The following is a 21,341-nucleotide window of genomic DNA, read 5'->3' as shown; positions in this document are numbered from 1 at the left end:
AAATAAGAAGATGAAAAGCACTTTAATTAAACATGGCTTTTTAGCAGGGACATTGTTGGGTGTGCCTTTGGCTGCACATGCCTATGATTTACCGACCGTAAACTTAGGTATGACCAGCTTTCTCGATGGTGGATTACCCGCAGGACCCGGTTGGTATGCTCAAACCTATTTTCAAAATTACGATAGCAATAAACTGGTCGATGCCAATGGACAAAAACTCGGTTTACCTAAAACAGATTTAAATTATCAAGTACTGGTTGAGCAGATTAGTTATTTATCGAATATCCGAGTAAAAGATAAAGCCAGTCTAGGCATAAATTTTCTGATTCCTTTTGTCAGTAAAATGGACATGGATGATGGCTTGAATAATGCGGCAATTAAAGCCCAAAGTGGCTTTGGGGACATTATGATTGGGCCTTTTATTCAGTTCGATCCAGTCATGGGCGCACAAGGACCGAAGTTTGTACATCGTTTTGAGTTTCAGGTGAATTTACCTACTGGCGAATACGACCAGCAAAAAGATATTAATCCAGGTAATAACGCTGTTTCATTTGACCCTTATTGGGCTGCCACATATTGGTTTAATCCAAAATGGACAGCTTCAACACGTATCCATTATCTCTATAACTTTAAAAATGATGACCCAAGCTATGCGTTTGCTGGAGCAAATGATATGCAGGCAGGGCAAGCAATTCATGCAAACTTCGCAACAGACTATGCCATTACCGAACAGTTCCGTTTAGGGCTCAATGGCTATTGGCTAAAACAAGTTACAGATACCGAAGTCGATGGTGAAAAAGTCAAAGGTCGACGTGAACAAGTTTGGGCAATTGGTCCCGGTGCGATGTATAGTTTTTCTAAAAATGATCACTTGGTTGCAAATGCATATTTTGAGCAAGATGCTGAAAACCGACCAGAAGGTACGCGACTACAAGTTCGTTATGTCCATCATTTTTAAATCATAAAAAAAGCCTTTTATATCAACAAATATAAAAGGCTTTTATCTATTTTAGTTTAAGAAAAAATTGAAGTAATTAAGCCTGAACCTTCACTGTGACCAGAACGGCGAGTAGACGAAGGTAACTCACCATAACGGCGTTTATATTCTTGAGAAAAACGACCCAAGTGAGTAAATCCCCATTTAAATGCAACGTCAGTAACCGATAGATTTTCATTATGCATGAGTTCTAAATGAGCTTGTTCAAAGCGTAATTCTTTTAAATAAGACATTGGGGTGGTCCCCAAATAGTTTTTAAAACCAGTAAATAGGGTTCTTACACTCACGCCTGCATGTTCAGCTAAAATCTCGACATTGAGCGGCTCATGCAAATGTTCTTTAATGTAGGCTTCTGTACGTTTCACGAAATAAGGAGAAACGGTTTTTTCTTTATAATGATCAAGCTTATGTAATGCATTGTTGGGCTGACCATAAATGAGCGCATTAAATAAATTTGACTCAAACTGTTTAAAGGCTAATGGATGATGAAGCGGGTGCTGATCACATGCTAAAGCATCCATTAAGGTTCTAACAAGTTGCAAAAAATAGGCTCCACCTTGGGTAGAAAAATCTAATTTTGGGTCAAAAATAAGTAAGTTATTTTCTGAATCGGCAATATGTTGTCGGCAATGGTAAGTAAAATCATCCTTTGAAACTTTTAGAATGAGCTGGGGTGAGTTCGCATGCCAGCGCATACGCAAAGATTGCTGAGGTGAAATAAGAGAAGCAACTTGAGAATAAGAAATAAACTTTTGCGAACCAAACTCGATTTCTGCGTAGCCTTGAGTTGGAATTTGAATTAAGTAAAAGTTATCCAGATGATCTGGTTCAATAATGACATCTGCGCCATATTCCAAGCGGCTAATAGACAATGCGCCTGTTTTAACATGGTGCATAGTTGCACTAAAATCTCGCTTCTGATGAGAGACTTTAAGATCATGCGGTTTAAAAATTTGGCCTACATTTCGGCAGGTTTCGCTTAAATCGTGGTGATCGAACACCAAATTATGATCAGTAAAGATAGACTCATTTTGAAAATGACGTCCATTGAGTTCATGGGAGTTGGCTTGGTTCATATATATCCCTTTTGGCTCACTCCTGTATTTACCTGTGTTACAAAAGCTTTAAAACTTCGCTTTACATCAAGTAAATACGGCACTTAAAAAAATTAAGTTACGCGTAAAATACAATGAGATATAAGCAAAATACAGACCAATTTAACCGCTAATTAATATGATTTTCTCAAATTTTTAAGTCGAATTTTATCCATCAATTTAATATATTCGAGAAATAGAATAGGGGGATATAAAAGGTACTTTAACTTAATCTCATCATGATCTTATTCCTTAAGATCTATCAAAATTTATAGCAAATCCGAGCGAACTGGTCAATTTATTTTGTCGGAATTCATTATTTTATATTGTTGATATATAGGAATTTTTAGTTTAAATGCAAAAATTCAATATACCCCTTGCAGAGTATATTGAATCATTTCAGGTTTCAGTGGTTTTTAAATTATTTATACTTTAACGTGATGTATTGCTCTGTAAAAATTTCTCGCTGTAAATACGGTAGTTTTGCAAAGATTGCTCATCTAACCAATTTTTAACGGCTTCAATCATTGGTGGTGGGCCACATAAATACATATCAAAAGCCTGCTCGGCCAGTTGATCTTTATTTAAGTGCTCATGGATATAGCCTGCTTTACCTTGCCAAGTTTCCGTTGCCTTAGTCACAATCGGGTGATAACTAAAGTTGGGTAGCTGTTCAGCATAGGCATGTAAACGCTGTTGTTCACACAAGTCGGTTTCACTATTTACGCCGTAGTACAACTGAACGGCAGGTGAGTTAGGTTGCTCAACCAAGTTATCAAGCATTCCCAAGAAAGCTGATAAACCTGTTCCACCCGCCACAAAAACAAGTGGTCGCTGTACTTCACGTAAATAGAAACTACCAAGTGGCGCTTCGATGAGTAGGGTCTGTCCAACCTGACAACGGTCACGTAAGTAATTACTCATCACACCGTCTGGCAACAGACGAATGAGAAATTGCAATTGATTGGTTGCGTTTGGTCTGTTTGCAAAAGAATAAGAGCGCCAATCTTCAGTATCTGGAATTTGCAAACGAGCGTATTGACCTGGCAAAAACTGAAGTTGTTCAGCATGACTGCTCGCATCAAGATGTAAGATTGCTGTCGTTTCAGAAACCAGCTCAACCGCAGTCACTTTGGTTTCAATTTTTAAGGTATCACCAGCGTTACAGATAGCAGAATCATGATCGAAATAAAAAGCTGCATCGGATTTTACACGGGTCTGGCAAGCTAACATTTTTCGCTCGGCCAAATCACGTTCACTTAATGCATCTTCATCGACATATTCTTGTTCATAAATACCAGTTTCACACTGTCCCTGACAGGTACCACAAACACCTTCACGGCAGTCTAACGGCAGGGTAATTCCCTGACGAACTGCTGCATCAAGCAACAATTCGTCTTTATTTACCGAAATAAAAAAGGTTTTGCCATCGGCAAAGTTAAGTGCAACTGAATGTCCCATTTTCATTCCCCTTAAACGTGATAAAAGTCTAAAACGGAATCAATTTTGTCATTCAGCAAAATGCTGTGCTGACGACGAATAGGAAACCATCAGCGGTTTGACGTAAAAGATAAGTGGCATGTCCGTAAAAACAGCCTTCTAAACCTTGACGGTTATAAAGCGTTTGCCATGCAACTTTTGCTTCGATAAGACCATCTTCCAGTGTTTTAACTCGAATATTGTTTATGCTGTGCAAAGTACGTGGTAACGGTGTTGCAGATGCTGCTTTTCCGGTACGAATACGGAATACACGGTCTTCAAGGCCTGTACGGTCCGCATAATAGATATAAGACAAGCCCTGATTTGGATCTTGAACATAGTTATGGTCATCAATCCACTGTGGAATATGATATTCACTATCTTCATCGTAAAGCTCTAGGTAGGCATCCCAGTCATAAGCATCACAAAGCTCTGCCTTTTTGTACAAAAACTGAGATACAGCAAAATGTAGTTCTTGTGACATGGTTACACCTCATCCATTACGGCATTATTTTCAAAAGTAATATCCTGCATTTTCAAGGCTTTTTTATTTAAGCCGTCCAGCATGAGACGTTGCCAGTGTCCATGTTGATTTACATAGAGTCCTTCATGGGTAAATTCACGGCCAGTAATAACGGGTTGAATGCCTAAATCTTGTGAGTTTTTGGTCGTACCATATTCCCAAGACTGACAACCACGTGAAATATCGCTCCAACGTTCAAGTCGTGCTTGGAAACCTTTTTGTTGCTCACGGAATTCAACTAAATCGTCTGGTGTACCAAGGCCCGATACATTAAAGAAATCTTCAAACTGGCGAATACGGTTACGGCGTGCTTCTGCAGATTCACCTTTAACCCCAATACATTGACTAATGACTTCGGTTTTATTCCATGCCACAGGACGAACAATACGAAGTTGTGAGCTAATCTGGTCCATAAAAAATAGACTAGGGTACAAGTTCAAGTTTCTTAAACGATGCATTGCCCATTCAGCATATTTTTCGCCATATTTTTCGACCATATATGGCATAACCGTGCTGTAGCCCGGACGAACTGTTGGGTTTGGCATGTCACTAAATAAAACACTATGACCATTTTTGAAACTAAACCAGCCATCGTCAGTTTCTGAGTCACCCGCACCCAACTTGCTATAGTCGAGCGTGTCGAGTTCCGCACCTTTTGATGCATTGACTTGCTGACGGTGTTGGACTGTAGAGACATAGTTATAGTGAACAGTGCTGACATGGTAGCCATCTAAGCCATTTTCATTTTGTAGCTTCCAGTTACCTGCAAAGGTATAAGATGACTTACCTTGTAATACTTCGAGTTCACCTGTTGGGGACTGGTTAACCATTAAATCAAGGAACAGTTTTGCATCGCCCAAAAAGTCTTCTAGTGAATCTGTTGCTTGAGTATCAAGACTGACAAATACAAATCCACGATAGCTGGCAATACGGCCTTGTTTTAAACCACGGCTTGATTTATCAAAATCTTCACAGTACTCACTAGGCGCTTTTACCTTAACCAAGCGACCATCTGACTTATAACACCATGCATGGAATGGGCAGGTAAATGTAGATTGATTGCCTTTAGCAACGCGTGTTAAGGTCGCACCGCGGTGTTCACAAGCATTGACCATGGCATGTAGTTCGCCTTTACCATCACGGCTTACAATAATCGGTTGGCGGCCAATTTGAACGGTTAGGAAATCATGATTGTTTGGAATTTCACTTTCGTGACATGCGTAAATCCAAACTTTTTCAAAAATAAACTCCATTTCCAAGTCAAATAGTTCTGGCTCGGTAAACATGTCGCGTGCAATACGAAACACACCATCGTTAGGACGGAAGTCGATACATCCATCTATAAAATCATTCCATTGTTTTAAATTAGATGAGGTCATTTACTCAATCCTCCAATCAATCAGCTTTTAACTGATTGAACCGCGATTAAGCGTTGCTCTCTATCCGTTTTTTCCAGATCTTTATCCACTTTGTGCAGTTTTGATTCTTTAATCGAATTCTTTTGAAGAAAGAGTAGAGATTTAAATTTGTATGTGTTTTAACCTATTAAAGTTCCCTATAATGTTAAGCAGCATAAAAATGAAACTTTGTGAACTAAGTCTATGAAAGAAAAAAATTTAAAATTACAAATTAGAATTCTTTTAGAGCAAAATATTGCATTTGGTCCGGGTAAGGCAGACTTACTTGAAGCAATTGAGAAAACGGGGTCAATCTCACAGGCAGCAAAATCTATGAACATGAGCTACCGCCGTGCATGGCAGTTGGTCGACACCATGAATCAATGCTTTGAAACAGCGTTAGTGGAAACACAAACGGGTGGAACACATGGTGGTGGGGCAGCTGTTACAGCTTTGGGCCACAAAGTCTTAGAGCATTACCGCCAAATGGAAATCAATGCTCGACAAGCCTTAGAATATGATTATCAAATTATGAGTAGCTATTTAAAGAAATAAGATTAGGAATTCTTTATAAATCAAAGAATTTAAGCGCGAATCAGTTTTATCTACTAATAGTTTTCAATTGCTCAGAAAAAATATCCATCTTTATAAATAATTTCTACTTTTCATCGTCTATGCTTATCGCTATATTCTTGGGTATATATCGCTGCAAAAAACGACAAAAAAGGTAAAACATAATGGTAAGTAATACAAAGATAAAAAAATTAGCTTTAGCTTGTTCAATCCTCAGCATAGGAGGGATCTTTAATATTTCAGCCAAGGCTGAATCAGTTACCGTTTATGCAGCAGCGAGCTTAACGAATGCGATTGCAGACTTAGAAAAAATTTACGAAAAACAGAATAAAGTAGAAATTAAGACTTCATATGCAGGCTCATCGACCTTAGCTAAGCAAATTGAAGCAGGTGCGCCCGCAGATATTTTTATTTCAGCAGATACACAGTGGATGGATTATCTACAAAACAAAAAACAAGTTGCAGCAAATGACCGTATAAATTTATTAGGTAACCGTTTGGTTTTAATTACACCTAAAGGAAGACCATTAAATATAAAATTAGATAAAACCACTGATCCCAATAAAGTGTTCACAGGCAAGATTTGTACAGGAGATACCAAAAGTGTGCCTGTAGGCAAATATGCTAAACAAGCTTTTATCAATTTAGGTTGGTGGAGTCGTATTGAGCCGAAGTTAGTTGAAACAGAAGATGTTCGAGCGGCATTAAATTTTGTTGCGCGTGGTGAATGTCAGGTTGGGATTGTCTATGCAACCGATGCAGCGATTAGCAAAGATGTGACTGTAGCTGGCGTATTTCCAGAAAATACACATTCGCCAATTACTTACCCTATAGGGATAGTTAAAAAGACTCCAAATTCAACAAAGTTCTATCAATTTTTACAAAGCAACCAAGCCAAAGCTGTCTTTAAAAAATATGGCTTTAGTGTGCTAGCTCCAGTTAAACCATGATGTTCTCTTTAACCCCAGAAGAACTCAGCGTGCTGCAACTTTCTTGTAAGGTGGCAGCAAGTTGTCTTGTTGTCAGTATTATTCCTGCAATTTGTGTGGGATGGTTTCTAGCACGTAAAGACTTTTGGGGTAAGTCATTCATTGAAACATTGGTGTTTTTACCTTTGGTATTACCGCCAGTGGTGCCTGGTTATTTGCTTTTACAAGTTTTTGGGAGCCGCGGGATTATTGGGCAATATTTAGCTCCACTCGGAATTGATTTTGCATTTAACTGGAAAGGCGCCGTTCTTGCTTCCGCAGTAATGGGTTTTCCGCTGTTGGTACAATCGATTCGACTAGCAATTGAGCTGGTCGATCAGCGTTTAGAAATGGCAGCAAAGACATTAGGTGCCTCATCTTTAGGGGCATTTTTCCATGTCACATTGCCACTTGCCAGCAGTGGTATTTTAATTGGTGCTATTTTGTGCTTTTGCCGGAGTCTAGGTGAGTTTGGAGCCACTATTACTTTTGTTGGTAATATTTCAAATGAAACACGGACTTTGCCTCTAGCCATGTATAGCTTAATGCAACAACCCGATACCGAGGCCGCTATTCAACGACTTATTGTTTTATCGTTAAGCGTGGCTTTTTTAGCACTATGGTTTGCACAGTGGTTTCATCGTTATCAAAAGAAGCGCTTAGGGCGGTAAGATTATGTTGATTGATTGCCGTTTCCAGCTACACATGGGTCAATTTCATATTGAGCCTAGTTTCCAGTCCGATGCTTCTGTTATTGGGCTATTTGGTGCATCGGGTTCAGGTAAAACGTCCATTTTACATGCCATTGCAGGGCTGAACACTCCGCGTAGTGGAATCATTAAAATACAGGGCCAAACATGGTTTGATTCAGGTCAAAAAATTAACTTGAGCACGCAAAAGCGGCATGTTGGATTGGTTTTTCAAGATGCTCAGCTTTTTCCGCATAAAACGGTAAAGCAAAATTTATTATTTGGTCTTAAGCATCTTTCCCAACAAGAACGTCACTTTGAAGCAGATTACATTATTGAATTATTAAAGTTAGGGCACTTATTACAACGTATGCCTATCAAACTCTCAGGAGGGGAAAAACAGCGCGTGGCACTGGGTCGAGCATTGTTATATTCACCTAAGCTGTTACTACTAGATGAGCCGTTATCAGCATTAGATGCGAATCATAAAGCTGAAATTATTCCTTTTTTTCAGAAGGTAAAAGAGGAAATAAAAATTCCGATGATTTATGTAAGTCATGATATTCAAGAAATTAAACAACTGACCGAAACAATGTGGGTTTTATAATTTTTCATATTTCACACATTATTTCAGCCATGTTGATTTATGGTTGTTAGCTAGCCCATAAACTGCCCGTTGGAGCAGATTTTCGGCGATCTTGGGCTTGTTGATAAAAACGCCAGAAAGCGAACGCAAAAATGACAGCTAAGAAATCAACTACTAAGATTTCTCCTCCATGGACCCATAAGCCACTTTGGGGAATGAAGTAGGCTAAAAGAGATGTAAGTGGAATCGCAAATAACACAAAAACCAAGGTTAAGAGCAGTTGTGGTAAAGCTTTTGCGTAGCCAATCACAAAGGTATAAATCAAAGTCAGTAGGAAAATCGCATAATAACCATACATGAAGACGTGATTTATACTTTCAATGTTGAGTGTAGCGAAAAGCCAACGACTAGCTAACATTGTGCCTACGACAGCTAGAACACACCCTAAACATGCACCTATAGTTAAGTTCGCGAGGAACACCACATCTTTACGTTGAACAGGAACAGAGTCTTCAGCACGCTTTTGTTTACGTGCACGAGTTTCAACCCAAAGAATGTTCCCTGTGTAAAATAGGAAAGCGCCACCGACACCTAACACAAAATAAATCCAACGTACGCCCGTACCCCCAAAACTTCCAAAATGTAGGCTAAACATGGCATTGATTAACTTATTACCTCCATCAGTCTGAGTATTAATACCTTTATGGTTAAAGTGCTCAACGGCATAGGGGTTCATACGCATAAAGTCTTGATTTGCGCCACGTAACATCTGATCGGGGCTATACAAGGCTATACGTGCATTGGCTTTTTCAGGTTTATCGAGGTTACTGAACTGGATATAGTCAACTGAATATTCAGGTGCTACTTTTTTTGTTTGAGCTAATATTTGCTGCACATCTATTTGTGTTTGTTTAGGTTGAATAAGCGCAGGGGGAGAACGCTGAAAAACTGGCTGTCCTTTGAGTGCCAGCTGACCAATCGCATCGTAAAAAAAGTCATGAAAAGCAAAGACAATAACGCTAATGCTAATAATGATGTGAAAAGGTAAGCTCGTAATTCCAATCACGTTATGTGCATCTAACCAAAAACGCTTTTTATTTTTACCAGGACGGATGACAAAGTAATCCTTCACCAAAGTTGGTAAAAGAATAATCACTCCTGAAAGTAAAGCAAGAAAATATAAAATCGAAACCACGCCCATCACGTAAAGTCCTAATCCGTGATGACCTGCCATGCCGGGTATGCCTGCTGTTTCATGCAACTGTTCGATTAGCCAGCCTGCTTTAGATAAGTTTTCCTGAGCAACGATTAACTGACCTTTATCGTCTAAGCTTGCCATCCACGTAGACTGAGCAGTATTAAAGCCATCTCCACGTTCATGTTCACTCCACGTAATAGGCGCGTAGTGAAATTCATTAGACGATAAATTTAGTGTGAAGTTCTTTTGTGCAGCAGGATAGGTAGCCTGAACTTTTTGAATAAGCTCATTATATTGGTTGGGGGAAACTTTAGGTAAAACTTGCTGCGTTGGCGTAGCCCACTTACTAATGTGGTGCTGAAACATGCTAAGCCCACCAGCAAAGAAACAGATAAAAAGCAAAATCCCTGCACATACACCCACCCAAGTATGCATGCTTTTTGCTAATTTCATAATGTCTGAACGTACTTTCATGTTTAACCCCGCAATACGAAAATACAGCTATACGCTAGGGCATTCGCAATGGATAAATAGATCAGTGCTTTTTGTCCGGTCGTAAAAAAATAACTGGCAAACATAATAGGCATCCAAACCCAAGGCACACTCCACATTCCCAATTGCACTAATAAATCCATGGCAACATAAGGACGACCTAATAGAACTACTAAATTGCCAACCGCGATGGAAAGACTTAGTCCTAAAACCCCGCCAGCAAAAGTTTTACTCCACCAGTCTGGCTGGATAGGAGACTGAATTTTAGCTTTCATGAAACCAATTTCCGTTTAAAAAGCGCTATAAAGGGAAGAAACGACCATGCAAAAATGATGAGCATGAACCAGCAGAAAGCAGCAACAACTTTTGGTAAGCTCGCAAAGAGTGCAATCAATCCAACACTCAACAGTACTAGACCCAAATACTTAAATAGAGCTGGAAGATGGTGAGACAACAGATTTTGATTGCTATGACTACAATAGATACTGACCGCTCCTAACAGGGTCAAAAAAAGTCCTATAAGTTTCATAATCGATGTTTATAAGTAAATTAAAGTCAAAATTTACCCAACAGTATAAGTAAATAATAATTATTATCAAATGATAAGTATAATTATTTATTAAATTGCGGCTCGTAAGTTAAGATAAGAGAGAACATATTAAAAGTATTTATTTTGAAGCCAAATACAGTGAGTCATTATCTATATATTCCTGAACAACTCAGCAAATCAATTTATGAAATTTCGAGCTCTATTTTTTTCACATCGGGGCTATTCTGTTATGGGGTAGACTTATCAAAAACACAGCATTTGCATATAGATCAACAGTTAGAGCATCCCCTAAAAATTGCTCAAGCGCGTATCGAGCGTAAAAATGAGTACTTATGTGGTAGGGTCTTAGCACAGGCTGTTTTAAATCATCATTTCAGTTTGAATCAGCCAATAACTTCTATGTATGAACATTTGCCCATTTGGCCAAATCATATTTTGGGTAGTATTAGTCATTCACAAAATAAGTTAATTGTTGGGCTATCAAATAACGCGATTTATTTGGGAGTTGATATCGAGCACTGGGTAACTTCAGAATTTGCAAAAGAAAGTGCACACCTTATTTTAGCGCCATCTGAGCTTGATTTATGGAGCTGTAAGGCGACTAAGTTTTTTGATTTTTCCCGATACGTAAGCTTAATTTTCTCTGTAAAAGAAAGCCTATATAAAGCAGTTTATTCCACAGCAAAGCAATATATTGATTTCCTAGAGGCATCTATTGTTGATATTAATTTTGACAATCAAACATTAACGTTAGCTTTTACATTAGAAACTCAACAGCGTTATCAACTTTTAGAACAATATCAAGGGGGATGGGTTGTAGAACAAGACTGTGTTATGACTTGGGTTTATCAAGCAAGCTATTCTGTTTAAAGAAAAAGAAGGCAACGCATTGCCTTCTTTTTTATTTAGATTTTAATTTTCTTGTAGTTTAGGATCTTGAAATCCGGTTTCACGCATATCTTGAGAATGGAATAAGAACATAAATCCTACCGCAAAACTTACTATCCCAAAGAAGAGAATACTTCCTGATATTGGTAAAAACCGAGTTAAAAGGCCTAAAGTTGTTGTGGCAATTGAATCCCCTAAAGCATCTTGTGCAAGCCAGATAGCATTAATGCGTCCTAAATATTCATCAGGTGTATGTCCTTGCACAATGCTGTATTGAAGCAAGTTCGCAATCGACATCAAATATCCGAACAAACATAAAATGGGCAAGGTCACCAGTAACCAAGGAGAGAGCCCAATCATAATCATACAACCAAAAACACCTAAGCAGGTATAGAGCATGACTAAGCCGGGTCTGAGTAAACGTGTTGTCCATCCACTGAGTAAGGCACCCAAGGTTGAACCTAAAGGAACAGCTGAATACATAAGTCCGAGTTCAAATGCACCGCCGTGGAAAATTTCATCTGCCATTTGTGGAAAAATAATTCGAATAGCACTGCTAAAACTAAGCAATGTTCCAATTAAAATGGTGCTACCGACCACTTTATTTTTAAAAACAAACTTGAACCCTTGAGCTAATTGTCGAAGAGGACTTTCACCATTTGATGTATGTTGCGGTTTAAGTGCAGGCAATCCCATCAATAAAAATACAGTAAGTAAAGTACCAACCGTTGAGACCCAATACACAGTTGCGACACCACTAGCAGCAATTAAAATACCGCCGATTGCTGGTGAAATCACGGTTGCAAGACGTACGGATACCATACTAATCGCACGAGCTTGTACGATATTTTCACGCCCTACAATCACAGGCATGATTGCCATCATTGCAGTTACACCCAGTGCACCAAAGAAACCATCCCATGCGGATAGAAAATAAATGGCATAGAGTGAAGGGTGCTCAAACATGGCATTGATGGCGAGACCAGCAAAACCTAAACCACACACACCACGTGCTAATAGAATCAGCCATTTTCGATCTTTGCGGTCTGAAAGTAAGCCACCAAGTAATATACCAATAAACATGGCGATGCCTTCAAAAGCCATAGCAACTGCAACATTTAACGAACTACCCGTAATTTCATAGACTTGTTTTGGAATAGCCACGACCAACATGCCAATGGTTAACAATGACAATGTGCGGGCAATAAATACATGTCGGAAATGAGCATTACGTTTTAAAAGAGTAAAATCGGTCAATATAGATTTGAAGCTCATGGCGTGTGCTCCTCTAAACCGCGTGCCTGACAGATCATGCGGTTTAAAATCGGGCCAAGTGTTTCAAGCTGCTGCGGTGACAATATATCAGTATGGTCTGCTTCGCTTAGTCGAACAATATTGAGTTTTTTAACTAAGGGTGACCATTGTTGTTCTGGTTGGATATAGGGTAGCAAGTCTTTTTCAGCGACAACTAAATGTAGTTCACCATCAAAATGTGGCATTTTATAAGGTTTTAATAAACGGACGGCATCGCGATAGTTTGCGAAAATATCCTCTTGTAAACGCCGTGTTTCTTCACTTAATGCCGTATCTGCATCGGCTAAAATATCATTAAAGAATTGAAGCTGCTCTTGTTCAGCTTCAGCATTCATTTCCTCTACTGACAAATCTAACCACTGATGAATTTCAGCAGGGTAAGTGTCTAATAAGCCGAGATAATCAACTTTTTCACCTTGTTCAATTAACTTCGCTGCAACCGCATAAGCCACCGTACCGCCAAGTGAATAACCTAATAAAGTATATGGGCCTGTTGGTTGTTGCTTGCGAATAATCTCAAGTTGTTTTTCAACCAGCTCATCCATATCTGTACTATTTGCCAATAAGCCATCTGGGCGAGGTGACTGCAACCCAATAATTGGTAAATCAGGATGTAGATAACGGTTCAATACCGTATATTGCCATGCGGAACCAGAACCTGGGTAAAAACAGAACAATGGATGCGCAGAGCCAGAACGGATCGGTAAAATGGGTTGCATGCCAGTTTGTTCGACTTCTGCCAAACGTTCTTGTGTAAGAAGTAAAGCCGCCAAACGTTGAATTGTGACATGACTCATCAACTGACCTATTGGAATGGTCCGCTTAAATACCTTTCGGATTTCAATTGCAAGCTTCATTACTAAAATAGAATGTCCACCAAGGGCAAAGAAATCTTCATTCACACCAATATTTTGATCCGTATTTAAAACTTGCTGGAAAATACGTGTCAGTTCGTGTTCAAAAGCAGTGGTGGCGTACTGTTTTTCTGTATTTGTAGGATTAATTTTTGGTTGCGGCAGTGCTTTACGATCTAGCTTCCCATTATGACTTAATGGGAATTTCTCAACTAGCACATAGTGTGTAGGCACCATATAAGCTGGAAGCTGTTTCGCTAATTGTTTCTTTAACTTCTCAATATCCACAGGTGCTGTTGTTTGCAAGTAAGCAACCAACTGAACATCAGCTTTATTTTGTTCAGAAGAAATAGGATGTACAACTACATCAAGGCTGCTGATTAAGCACAATTGCTGTTCAATTTCACCCAGTTCAATACGCTGCCCACGTATTTTTAACTGGTCGTCAGCACGGCCCACATATTGAATACTGCCGTCTGCATGCCAACGGGCAATATCACCAGTGCGGTACATGCGTTGACCTGCTGCAAATGGGTTTGCCACAAAACGTGTTGCTGTTAAGTCCGCTCGATGTAAATAACCCATAGCCAGTTGGTGGCCTGCCAGATAAAGCTCACCATCTACTCCAACAGGAACAGGGCGTAAGTATTGATCCAAGATATAAAGCTGGGTATTCCAGACTGGATAGCCAATTGCAACGCTACTTTCTTCTGGGTGTAATCCCAGTGTTGCATCCATATAACTCACATCTACCGCAGCTTCTGTTGGGCCATATAAGTTATGCAACTCACAGCTAAAGTGCTCGGTAAATGATTTTGCTAAAGCCGTTGGTAATGCCTCACCACTACAGAATACTCGGCGGATTGGCAAACTTTGGAGCTGAGCAGATGACAAAATTTCGGTGGCAGCATTTTCAAAAACAGCCAGCATTGAAGGTACAAAATGTAATGTCGTTATCTGATATTTTTGAATAAGGCTTAATAATGCCAATGGATCACGGTGTGCATCTACAGGTGCCATAACCAATCGTGCACCTACTAAGTACGACCAGAAAAATTCCCATACAGAGACATCAAAAGTGCATGGCGTTTTTTGCAAAATCGTATCGTTGGCTGACAGTGGATATTCTGATTGCATCCATAAAATACGGTTCACAATGGCGTGGTGAGAAACCATGACACCTTTGGGTTGGCCTGTTGTACCCGATGTATAGATTAAATATGCTGGATGTTGTGGGGTAATAACTGTCGTTTTATAACTACTTAAATCAACCTTTGTTTCATCAAATAAATCATTAAAAGCAAAGGTAGCTATTGATGGATGGGCAATAGCAGCTAGATCTTTTTGTTCACCAATCACAAGTTTAGATTTGGCATCCTGCAACATAAATTTGATGCGCTCAGACGGATGTTGTAAATCAATAGGTAAATAAGCTGCACCTGCTTCAATCACCGCTAAAATAGCAATACTGAGTTTGATTGATCTTGGCAGGGCAACGGCAACTATGTCTCCAGCCTGCACGCCCATTTTTTGTAATTGCTGAGCTAAAGCACAAACTTGAAAACGTACGTCACTAAAACTGAGCTGATGATGTTCATCACATAACGCTGTTTTGTCGGGAGTATTTCGAGCTTGTTCTCTGAGTAATTGCTGTAAGGTTGTTGGAGGAACTTCATGTTGAGTTTGATTAACTTTCTGGATTAAATCACGCTCCCCAGCAAGTTGTAAGCAATAGTGACCTAGACAAGTCTCCGGTTCATTTAATGCGATTTCAATTAATTGAACCATTCGCTCAAGAAAATGCTCAGGCTGATCAATTACACCACGCTGTTCGAGCAACAGCTCAATTTGATGATCAGGGATGACCAGTAACGCAAGTGGATAGTGACTATAACCGCGATTTGTGAGCTTTGAAATTGCAGCATTACCAAGTTTTTGCTGTAAATATTGGCTATCTGGGTAGTTTTCTACAACTAGCAAACTATCAAAAAGATTGCCTTGAGCTATTAACTGTTGAATACCGTGTAGGCCTAAACCATCATGTTCTAAATGCTCAACATGCAATTGCTGTAAATGAGGTAATTGTTCCCAAAGTGATTGCTGCATGTTGAGCTTCACACGCACTGGAATTGTATTTAAAAATAATCCGATTTGCTGTTCTAAACCATTAATAGGTGCTGAACGCCCAGAAACAGGTGTACCAAATACAATATCTTCACGATGAGCATAAATATTTAAGGTTATTGCCCAAATCATTTGCATGAAGACATTAAGCGTGATGCCTTGCTGGCGTAATTTGTGCTGAAGTTTTGCACCCAACTCAGCACTTAAACGATATGAAGTTTCCTGTACAGCTTTCTGTGGTTGATTAAATAAAATAAGTGGCTGCAAATCAGCTAAATCACGTTGCCATATCACTTTTGATATTTCATGGTCACGTACAGATAAGGCTTTAATGACCTTTTCATAACTATGTTCAAGTGCAGGCAATGGCTGGTTAACTTGCTGATAGGCCTTAATAAAATCATGTAAAAATAGTGGAGTTGACCAGCCATCTGTTAACAGATGATGCACCATAATCAATAGTTCTGACTGTTCAGGAGCATGTTGAATTAAAGTCGCCCGAATCAGGCCATAAGGTTGGTCAAGGTGAATCGGCTGCTGTAAGACTTCTTGAATGCTTTGCTCAAGCAGATCGGGAGTGACTGAACAAAACTGAACTGGCCAAGCTTGAGTAGGGTGTAATGAATAAATAAAAACAGGTTCTTCAGCTAATTCGCTATCAAAATGTCCACCTAGTTGAGGATGACGTTTTAATACAGTAATCAACGCTTGCTGCAAACGTACCGGATCAATGTCTCCATTTAAGCTAAGACGAGTAAAAGCATTATAATTCGATTGTTTTTCAACTTGAGACAAGAACAGCATGCCTTTTTGCAAAGGAAGCAAAGGTAAAATGGTGCTGTTTTTACCATATTTTTCTTGAACCTTTTGTTCTAGTTCAGCTGAAAATAACGGTTTTGAAATGGCTGCTTGTTGCTCATCTAGTCGGGTGAGTTGCTGTGCTATAGCGGCGACTGTTTTAAATTGGAATACATCACTTGGTCTTAAGCCGTACCCACGTTGGCGCAATTGAGTACAAAGCATAATCGCAGAAATACTATCACCACCTGTCATAAAGAAGTCGTCATCAATTCCAATAGCATCAAGCTTAAGAACAGATGCAATAATTTGACATAGAAGTTGCTGTTCAGGTGTTTCGGGCATTCGGCTATGGGCACGAATTTGAGGACGTGGTAGCGCCTTTTTATCGACTTTGCCGCTTACATTTCGTGGAAATTCGGACATAACCGTTAGGGCAGAAGGCACCATGTACTCAGGTAAGTTTTGACGTAACTGACTTAGATATTGCTGACTTAATTGCTCACTGGTTTTTTCATCAAGTTCAATGTTTTTGACTACACAATAACCGAGTAAACGATGACTATTATTAATCGGTTCTGCAATCACGACAGCACTTTCAACATTGGCTAAAATCGAAAGCGCATTTTCAACTTCACCAATCTCCACACGATAACCACGAATTTTAATCTGGTCATCACAGCGTCCCATAAATTCAAGTTTACCCACGCTATTCCAGCGAACTAAATCACCTGTACGGTACATACGCTGTCCATGTTCAAATGGATTTGCTACAAAGCGGGCAGCACTTAAGTCCGCGCGACCTAAATAACCGTTGGCAATCCCAAAACCAGAAATATAAAGCTCACCAATAACGCCAGTCGGGCATCGTTGTAAATGACGATCGAGTACATAGGCTTGTGTATTACCAATAGGGTTACCGATAACAGGACGAGCTGTCTGTTTTAATTCTGCTCGGAAAGTATCAACCGTATATTCCGTTGGGCCATATAAGTTATGAGCAAAAAGTTCAGGCTGAGCATTAAGTTGTTGCCATAAAGCTAACGGTGCAGCTTCACCACCAATTAAAATAAGCGTTGGTTGATGCTGGTTTTCAGTAAATAAACCATTCGTCATCATTTGCGCACAAAAAGATGGCGGTAAATCAAGTGTATCGATTTGTCGTTGCTGAATCTCTTGCACTAAACCAAATGCATCACGCCGCATATTTTCATCAAAAATATGTAGCTCTTGGCCCCATAACATCCAGAAAACTTGCAACCAAGATGAGTCAAACGAGAAAGAGTGTGTATGCGCTGCACGTAGTGGACGGTTAGGGAAACGCTGATTTACAGCTTCTAATACAGGCCAATAAATAGTTGGTTTATGTGTTAAAATAAGGTTAAGTAAAGAACCATGTGTATTCATTACACCTTTAGGACGGCCCGTACTTCCCGAGGTAAAAATTACATAAGCGACGTCTTGGAAATTAAATTTACGATTTTCGGCAGGAATATCACTCGCATCTTGCTTTCGGATTTGTATTTGAACATCTTCATGATCAAGATATAACTGCGGAATATTTTGCGGTAGCTTTTGTGCAAGTTCTTGAGTGGTTAATACAAATAATGGGTTGGCATCTTCACACATCATTTGCATACGATCGATTGGATAATCTAAATCTAGAGGCAAAAAACTCGCACCAGAGTTTAGTACAGATAACATCACCACAACTGAGTCAATCGAACGAGGAATAGCCCCAGCAATAACCTTTTGCTTTTTAGCACCATTTTCTTGTAAAAAACGAGTCAATTGATTCACGCGTACTGCAAGCTCAGCAAAACTAAGATGCTCAAGATTTGGACGTTCGCCACTCACGATTGCCGTACGTTCGGGATACTTTTTAACTTGTTCATAAAAAATATCTAGAACATTATTATATTGTTCAGGATGACTAATACGCGGACCAATACCACTTTGAGTCAGGGCAGCAAGTTCCTGCTGTGGGGTAATATTAAAACTATTCCATTGTTGTTCTGGTTGAATCAGCGCTTGTTCAAGCAATAGAGTTAAACGTTGCCCATGCATAAAGAGCTCATCTTGTGTATAGCGCTCTGCATCTGCACGCAGTTCTATAATGAGTTCTTGATCTTGAACAATAAAAGAAAACTCAAAATCATCAATTGGACCTGTAGAAATGTGGTGTGTTTTAACTTTTTCACCATCCAACACCAGATCTTGGTCAAAAGCTTTATAGTTTAAAATAGGGCCATACATTCGTTCATGAATGTCGATACTATTTAAATCTCTTAAAATTTGTTCAGCATCATATTTCTGATGTGGACGTATCTGTTGCAATTGTGCCTGCACATGCAGCGCTAAGCTCGCCCAACTGTCTTTTTCACTCACACTGAACTTTACCGGTAAGACATTTACCGCGGGTAAAGTCGAGCGAATTGCTTTTGAACCTAAACGGCGCATAAATGGAATACCGACAACCAATTCTGCTTTGTCGGTCATTTTGTTAATATATTGTAATGACAATGACATCATCATGTCATTCAAACCAACTTTGAGATTTGAAGCAATCTGTTGTATCAGGGCTAAAATTCCTGAAGAAAAACGAAGATGATGTTTAACAAATTGTGCAGTAGTTTTTGATGCTAAATGATGCGTACTTAAAGTGACAGGACTTGGTAAATCTTGGCAATATGTCTTCCAGAAATTTTGATCTTGCTTAAATTGATGACTATTTTCATAAGCTTGACGTTCATGAATAACCTGTTGAACATCAATAAAAGGCGAAGGGTTAAGAGCTTTTCCTGCTTGCAAGTGCTGGTACAAATCAACAATACGTTTTGTCAGGTTAATCATACTAAAGCCATCCAGCATGATGTGATGATAACGCTGATACCAATACACTTTATTATGAGTAATAAATAACACTTGACGATATAAGTGATTATCGGTTTCTTTGAGTGATTTTGCGCATAACCGATCGGTTGGCATCCAATCCCATAGGCGTTGCTGAGCTTTTTTAGGTGTTAAATGACAAAAATCAAACTCCTCTATTTGTATTTGGACCTGATGATTAAGCTCAATAAAAGGTTTTGACGGGTCAGATGAATATGAAGCAATAACGGTATCAGCCTCATTTAAACCGATTTGAATGGCTTGTTTAAATAATGAAAGATCAACTGATTTAGGCAGTTCAAGACAGTGTGCAATGGTATATAGATCGTTAATAGAACTTAAATGGTCGGCTAGAAATATCCCCAATTGTGTAGAAGCCAGCTCAAAACGTGTTGGACCAGAAAGATCTTGGGTAAACTCATTATGTAATGCTTGATTCATAGCTGCTCTCCATTACGCTTGCTGAAAAGGATTAATGGTTAACCAATGCTTTTCTACATAAGCAATGCATGAAGACCGTGTGTCAGGACCATACTGCACATCCCATCCAGACGGAACGGGATGCTGCGCAGGCCATAAACTAAATTCACCTTGCTGATTTTTTAGAACTTGAAAAGACAAACTTTCGTTATCAAATGGATTGATATAATTTTCCTGTAAGTTACTCATAGTATTGTTATCCTTGATGAAACAAATGGTTATAGTGAAAGAAAAACTTGCAATGCTTTAAGTAAGTCTGGGCGCCAGTTCACAGGATCATGGCCTCCTGCAAAACATTGGAAACTCACGTCATTAAATGCTTGCAATTGTTGGTAAAGTTGAAGTGCATCTTCTTGCATATCGGTTTCATAGATGCCTGCACTGATATAAATCTGTGCTTTTTGAGATAAAGCATTTGGAGATTTTTTAACGAATTCTAAAAGGTTACCTATGTGTTCTTTGGCTAAAGCACTTTTTGAAAAATCCGACCACCAATACGATCCGGATTGCAAAATTAGCCGCTGAAAAATATCTGGATAAAGCAGAGCGCTATAAAGTGCACATAACCCGCCTAGGCTTTGCCCACACAATGTGATATTTTGATGTGAAATAAAGGTGTATTTTTGAATAAGTTGTTCAATTAACTCATTTAAAAGTGCCTGACAAAACAGATCATGACATCCGTAATCTCGCTGACGTTGTTGGCTATTTAAACTATGAACAAAAACATAAACTGCTGGTCGAATCTTAGATGAAACAGTTAAATGTTGAATTTCAGGAAGAAGAGAAAGCTCTCGACTCCAGATTTGGCCATCAAGCAAAATAATTAATGGCAGATTTTCTTCTGTTAATTCACCACTAATAAAAATATCAACCAAGTAATCTTGTTGGCATAAGCGACTTGACCATTTAAATGTCTTTGTAATTCGGCAATCGTCTATTAAAGATTTTGTGTTTTTGAGTTGAATCTGATTGATATAACGCGCTAAATGTCCTGTATAAACTGCTTGGTGGCTTAAAGGATCAATTTGAGCGTTTTCCTTTAGTTGTGTTTGCCACCACTGACGTCGAGTAGTAGTACAGGTTGAGTTTGGAGCTTCATCTTTCGTGACAACTAGAACGTAACTCCCAGACCAGTCTAGAGGAAGTTCTATTTCAAAAAAGTACACATCCGTTCCAGCTATATGGCTAAAACGATTCCACTTTTCATAGATAGAAGGGCTCTGTGAATAGATATCGATGTAAACACCAATACTTTCTTTAGACTCAGCACTACGCCAAACAAAGGTACATAGCGCTTTATTTTTTTGTAGGTTAACGAGTGGGCTACCTACTTTTTTAATGGTATTCCACCAGAGTTCACTCCCAACATTGAGTTGTTGAAATAGGGGATGTAAAGGATGAGAAAATGGCTTCATTTTGAGTCCATCTTGACAAGAAAGCGC

At 39.1% G+C, this 21,341-nt stretch carries 15 protein-coding genes and 1 pseudogene; 6 read left to right on the top strand and 10 right to left on the bottom strand.

From position 1 onward, the window contains the following. The first annotated feature begins 10 nt into the window (after positions 1-10). A complete protein-coding gene (locus J671_RS14110; protein WP_004887272.1) occupies positions 11-958 on the top strand; it encodes a SphA family protein in 948 nt (315 codons plus the stop codon). A gap of 56 nt (positions 959-1,014) precedes the next feature. On the opposite strand, the gene J671_RS14105 is transcribed toward J671_RS14110, so the two are convergent. From J671_RS14105 to antA, 4 genes and pseudogenes are all read right to left on the bottom strand, one after another. After that, a complete protein-coding gene (locus J671_RS14105; RefSeq protein WP_004887271.1) occupies positions 1,015-2,073 on the bottom strand; it encodes an AraC family transcriptional regulator in 1,059 nt (352 codons plus the stop codon). Positions 2,074-2,523: 450 nt separating this feature from the next. Beyond that, the gene (antC, locus tag J671_RS14100; RefSeq protein ID WP_081403907.1) at positions 2,524-3,558 is read right to left on the bottom strand and encodes an anthranilate 1,2-dioxygenase electron transfer component AntC; all 1,035 of its coding nucleotides are present in this window, start codon (positions 3,556-3,558) and stop codon (positions 2,524-2,526) included. Positions 3,559-3,563: 5 nt separating this feature from the next. Further along, positions 3,564-4,054: pseudogene (antB, locus tag J671_RS14095) on the bottom strand (anthranilate 1,2-dioxygenase small subunit). Positions 4,055-4,056: 2 nt separating this feature from the next. Beyond that, on the bottom strand, positions 4,057-5,472 hold the full coding sequence (gene antA, locus J671_RS14090; protein WP_004887269.1) for an anthranilate 1,2-dioxygenase large subunit: 1,416 nt from the start codon (positions 5,470-5,472) through the stop codon (positions 4,057-4,059). Between the two features lie 222 nt (positions 5,473-5,694). Between antA and J671_RS14085 the strand changes: the two genes are divergently transcribed. From J671_RS14085 to J671_RS14070, 4 genes are all read left to right on the top strand, one after another. After that, complete coding sequence (locus J671_RS14085) at positions 5,695-6,045, top strand: winged helix-turn-helix domain-containing protein (RefSeq protein WP_004887268.1); 351 nt, start codon at positions 5,695-5,697, stop codon at positions 6,043-6,045. A gap of 182 nt (positions 6,046-6,227) precedes the next feature. After that, complete coding sequence (gene modA, locus J671_RS14080) at positions 6,228-7,013, top strand: molybdate ABC transporter substrate-binding protein (protein ID WP_006580918.1); 786 nt, start codon at positions 6,228-6,230, stop codon at positions 7,011-7,013. Beyond that, entirely contained in the window at positions 7,010-7,702 is a 693-nt protein-coding gene (modB, locus tag J671_RS14075; protein WP_000971578.1) for a molybdate ABC transporter permease subunit, read from the top strand. Before modA ends, modB begins: the two co-directional genes overlap by 4 nt. 4 nt (positions 7,703-7,706) lie before the next feature. Further along, the gene (locus J671_RS14070) at positions 7,707-8,327 is read left to right on the top strand and encodes an ATP-binding cassette domain-containing protein (protein ID WP_004887264.1); all 621 of its coding nucleotides are present in this window, start codon (positions 7,707-7,709) and stop codon (positions 8,325-8,327) included. Between the two features lie 46 nt (positions 8,328-8,373). On the opposite strand, the gene J671_RS14065 is transcribed toward J671_RS14070, so the two are convergent. Both J671_RS14065 and J671_RS14060 read right to left on the bottom strand, forming a co-directional pair. Further along, positions 8,374-9,978, bottom strand: a complete 1,605-nt coding sequence (locus J671_RS14065; RefSeq protein WP_004887263.1) for a PepSY-associated TM helix domain-containing protein — start codon at positions 9,976-9,978, stop codon at positions 8,374-8,376. 2 nt (positions 9,979-9,980) lie between these two features. After that, complete coding sequence (locus J671_RS14060; RefSeq protein WP_004887261.1) at positions 9,981-10,271, bottom strand: hypothetical protein; 291 nt, start codon at positions 10,269-10,271, stop codon at positions 9,981-9,983. Positions 10,272-10,684: 413 nt separating this feature from the next. Here J671_RS14060 and J671_RS14055 point away from each other — a divergent pair, with 413 nt between their 5' ends. Next, positions 10,685-11,416, top strand: a complete 732-nt coding sequence (locus J671_RS14055; protein ID WP_004887259.1) for a 4'-phosphopantetheinyl transferase family protein — start codon at positions 10,685-10,687, stop codon at positions 11,414-11,416. A gap of 42 nt (positions 11,417-11,458) precedes the next feature. Here J671_RS14055 and entS read toward each other — a convergent pair whose 3' ends face one another. From entS to fes, 4 genes are read right to left on the bottom strand one after another with little or no spacing between them, the layout of a single operon-like run. Continuing rightward, the gene (gene entS, locus J671_RS14050) at positions 11,459-12,709 is read right to left on the bottom strand and encodes an enterobactin transporter EntS (protein WP_004887256.1); all 1,251 of its coding nucleotides are present in this window, start codon (positions 12,707-12,709) and stop codon (positions 11,459-11,461) included. Further along, positions 12,706-19,857, bottom strand: a complete 7,152-nt coding sequence (locus J671_RS14045) for a non-ribosomal peptide synthetase (protein ID WP_031952544.1) — start codon at positions 19,855-19,857, stop codon at positions 12,706-12,708. Before J671_RS14045 ends, entS begins: the two co-directional genes overlap by 4 nt. A 12-nt stretch (positions 19,858-19,869) precedes the next feature. Continuing rightward, entirely contained in the window at positions 19,870-20,085 is a 216-nt protein-coding gene (locus J671_RS14040) for an MbtH family protein (protein WP_004708805.1), read from the bottom strand. A gap of 29 nt (positions 20,086-20,114) precedes the next feature. Next, complete coding sequence (gene fes, locus J671_RS14035; protein ID WP_004887252.1) at positions 20,115-21,314, bottom strand: enterochelin esterase; 1,200 nt, start codon at positions 21,312-21,314, stop codon at positions 20,115-20,117. Between the last annotated feature and the right edge of the window lie 27 nt (positions 21,315-21,341).

Source organism: Acinetobacter sp. 1130196 (assembly GCF_000588095.1).
Taxonomy (GTDB): Bacteria; Pseudomonadota; Gammaproteobacteria; order Pseudomonadales; family Moraxellaceae; genus Acinetobacter; species Acinetobacter nosocomialis.
This window is presented reverse-complemented; position numbering and strand designations above follow the sequence as displayed.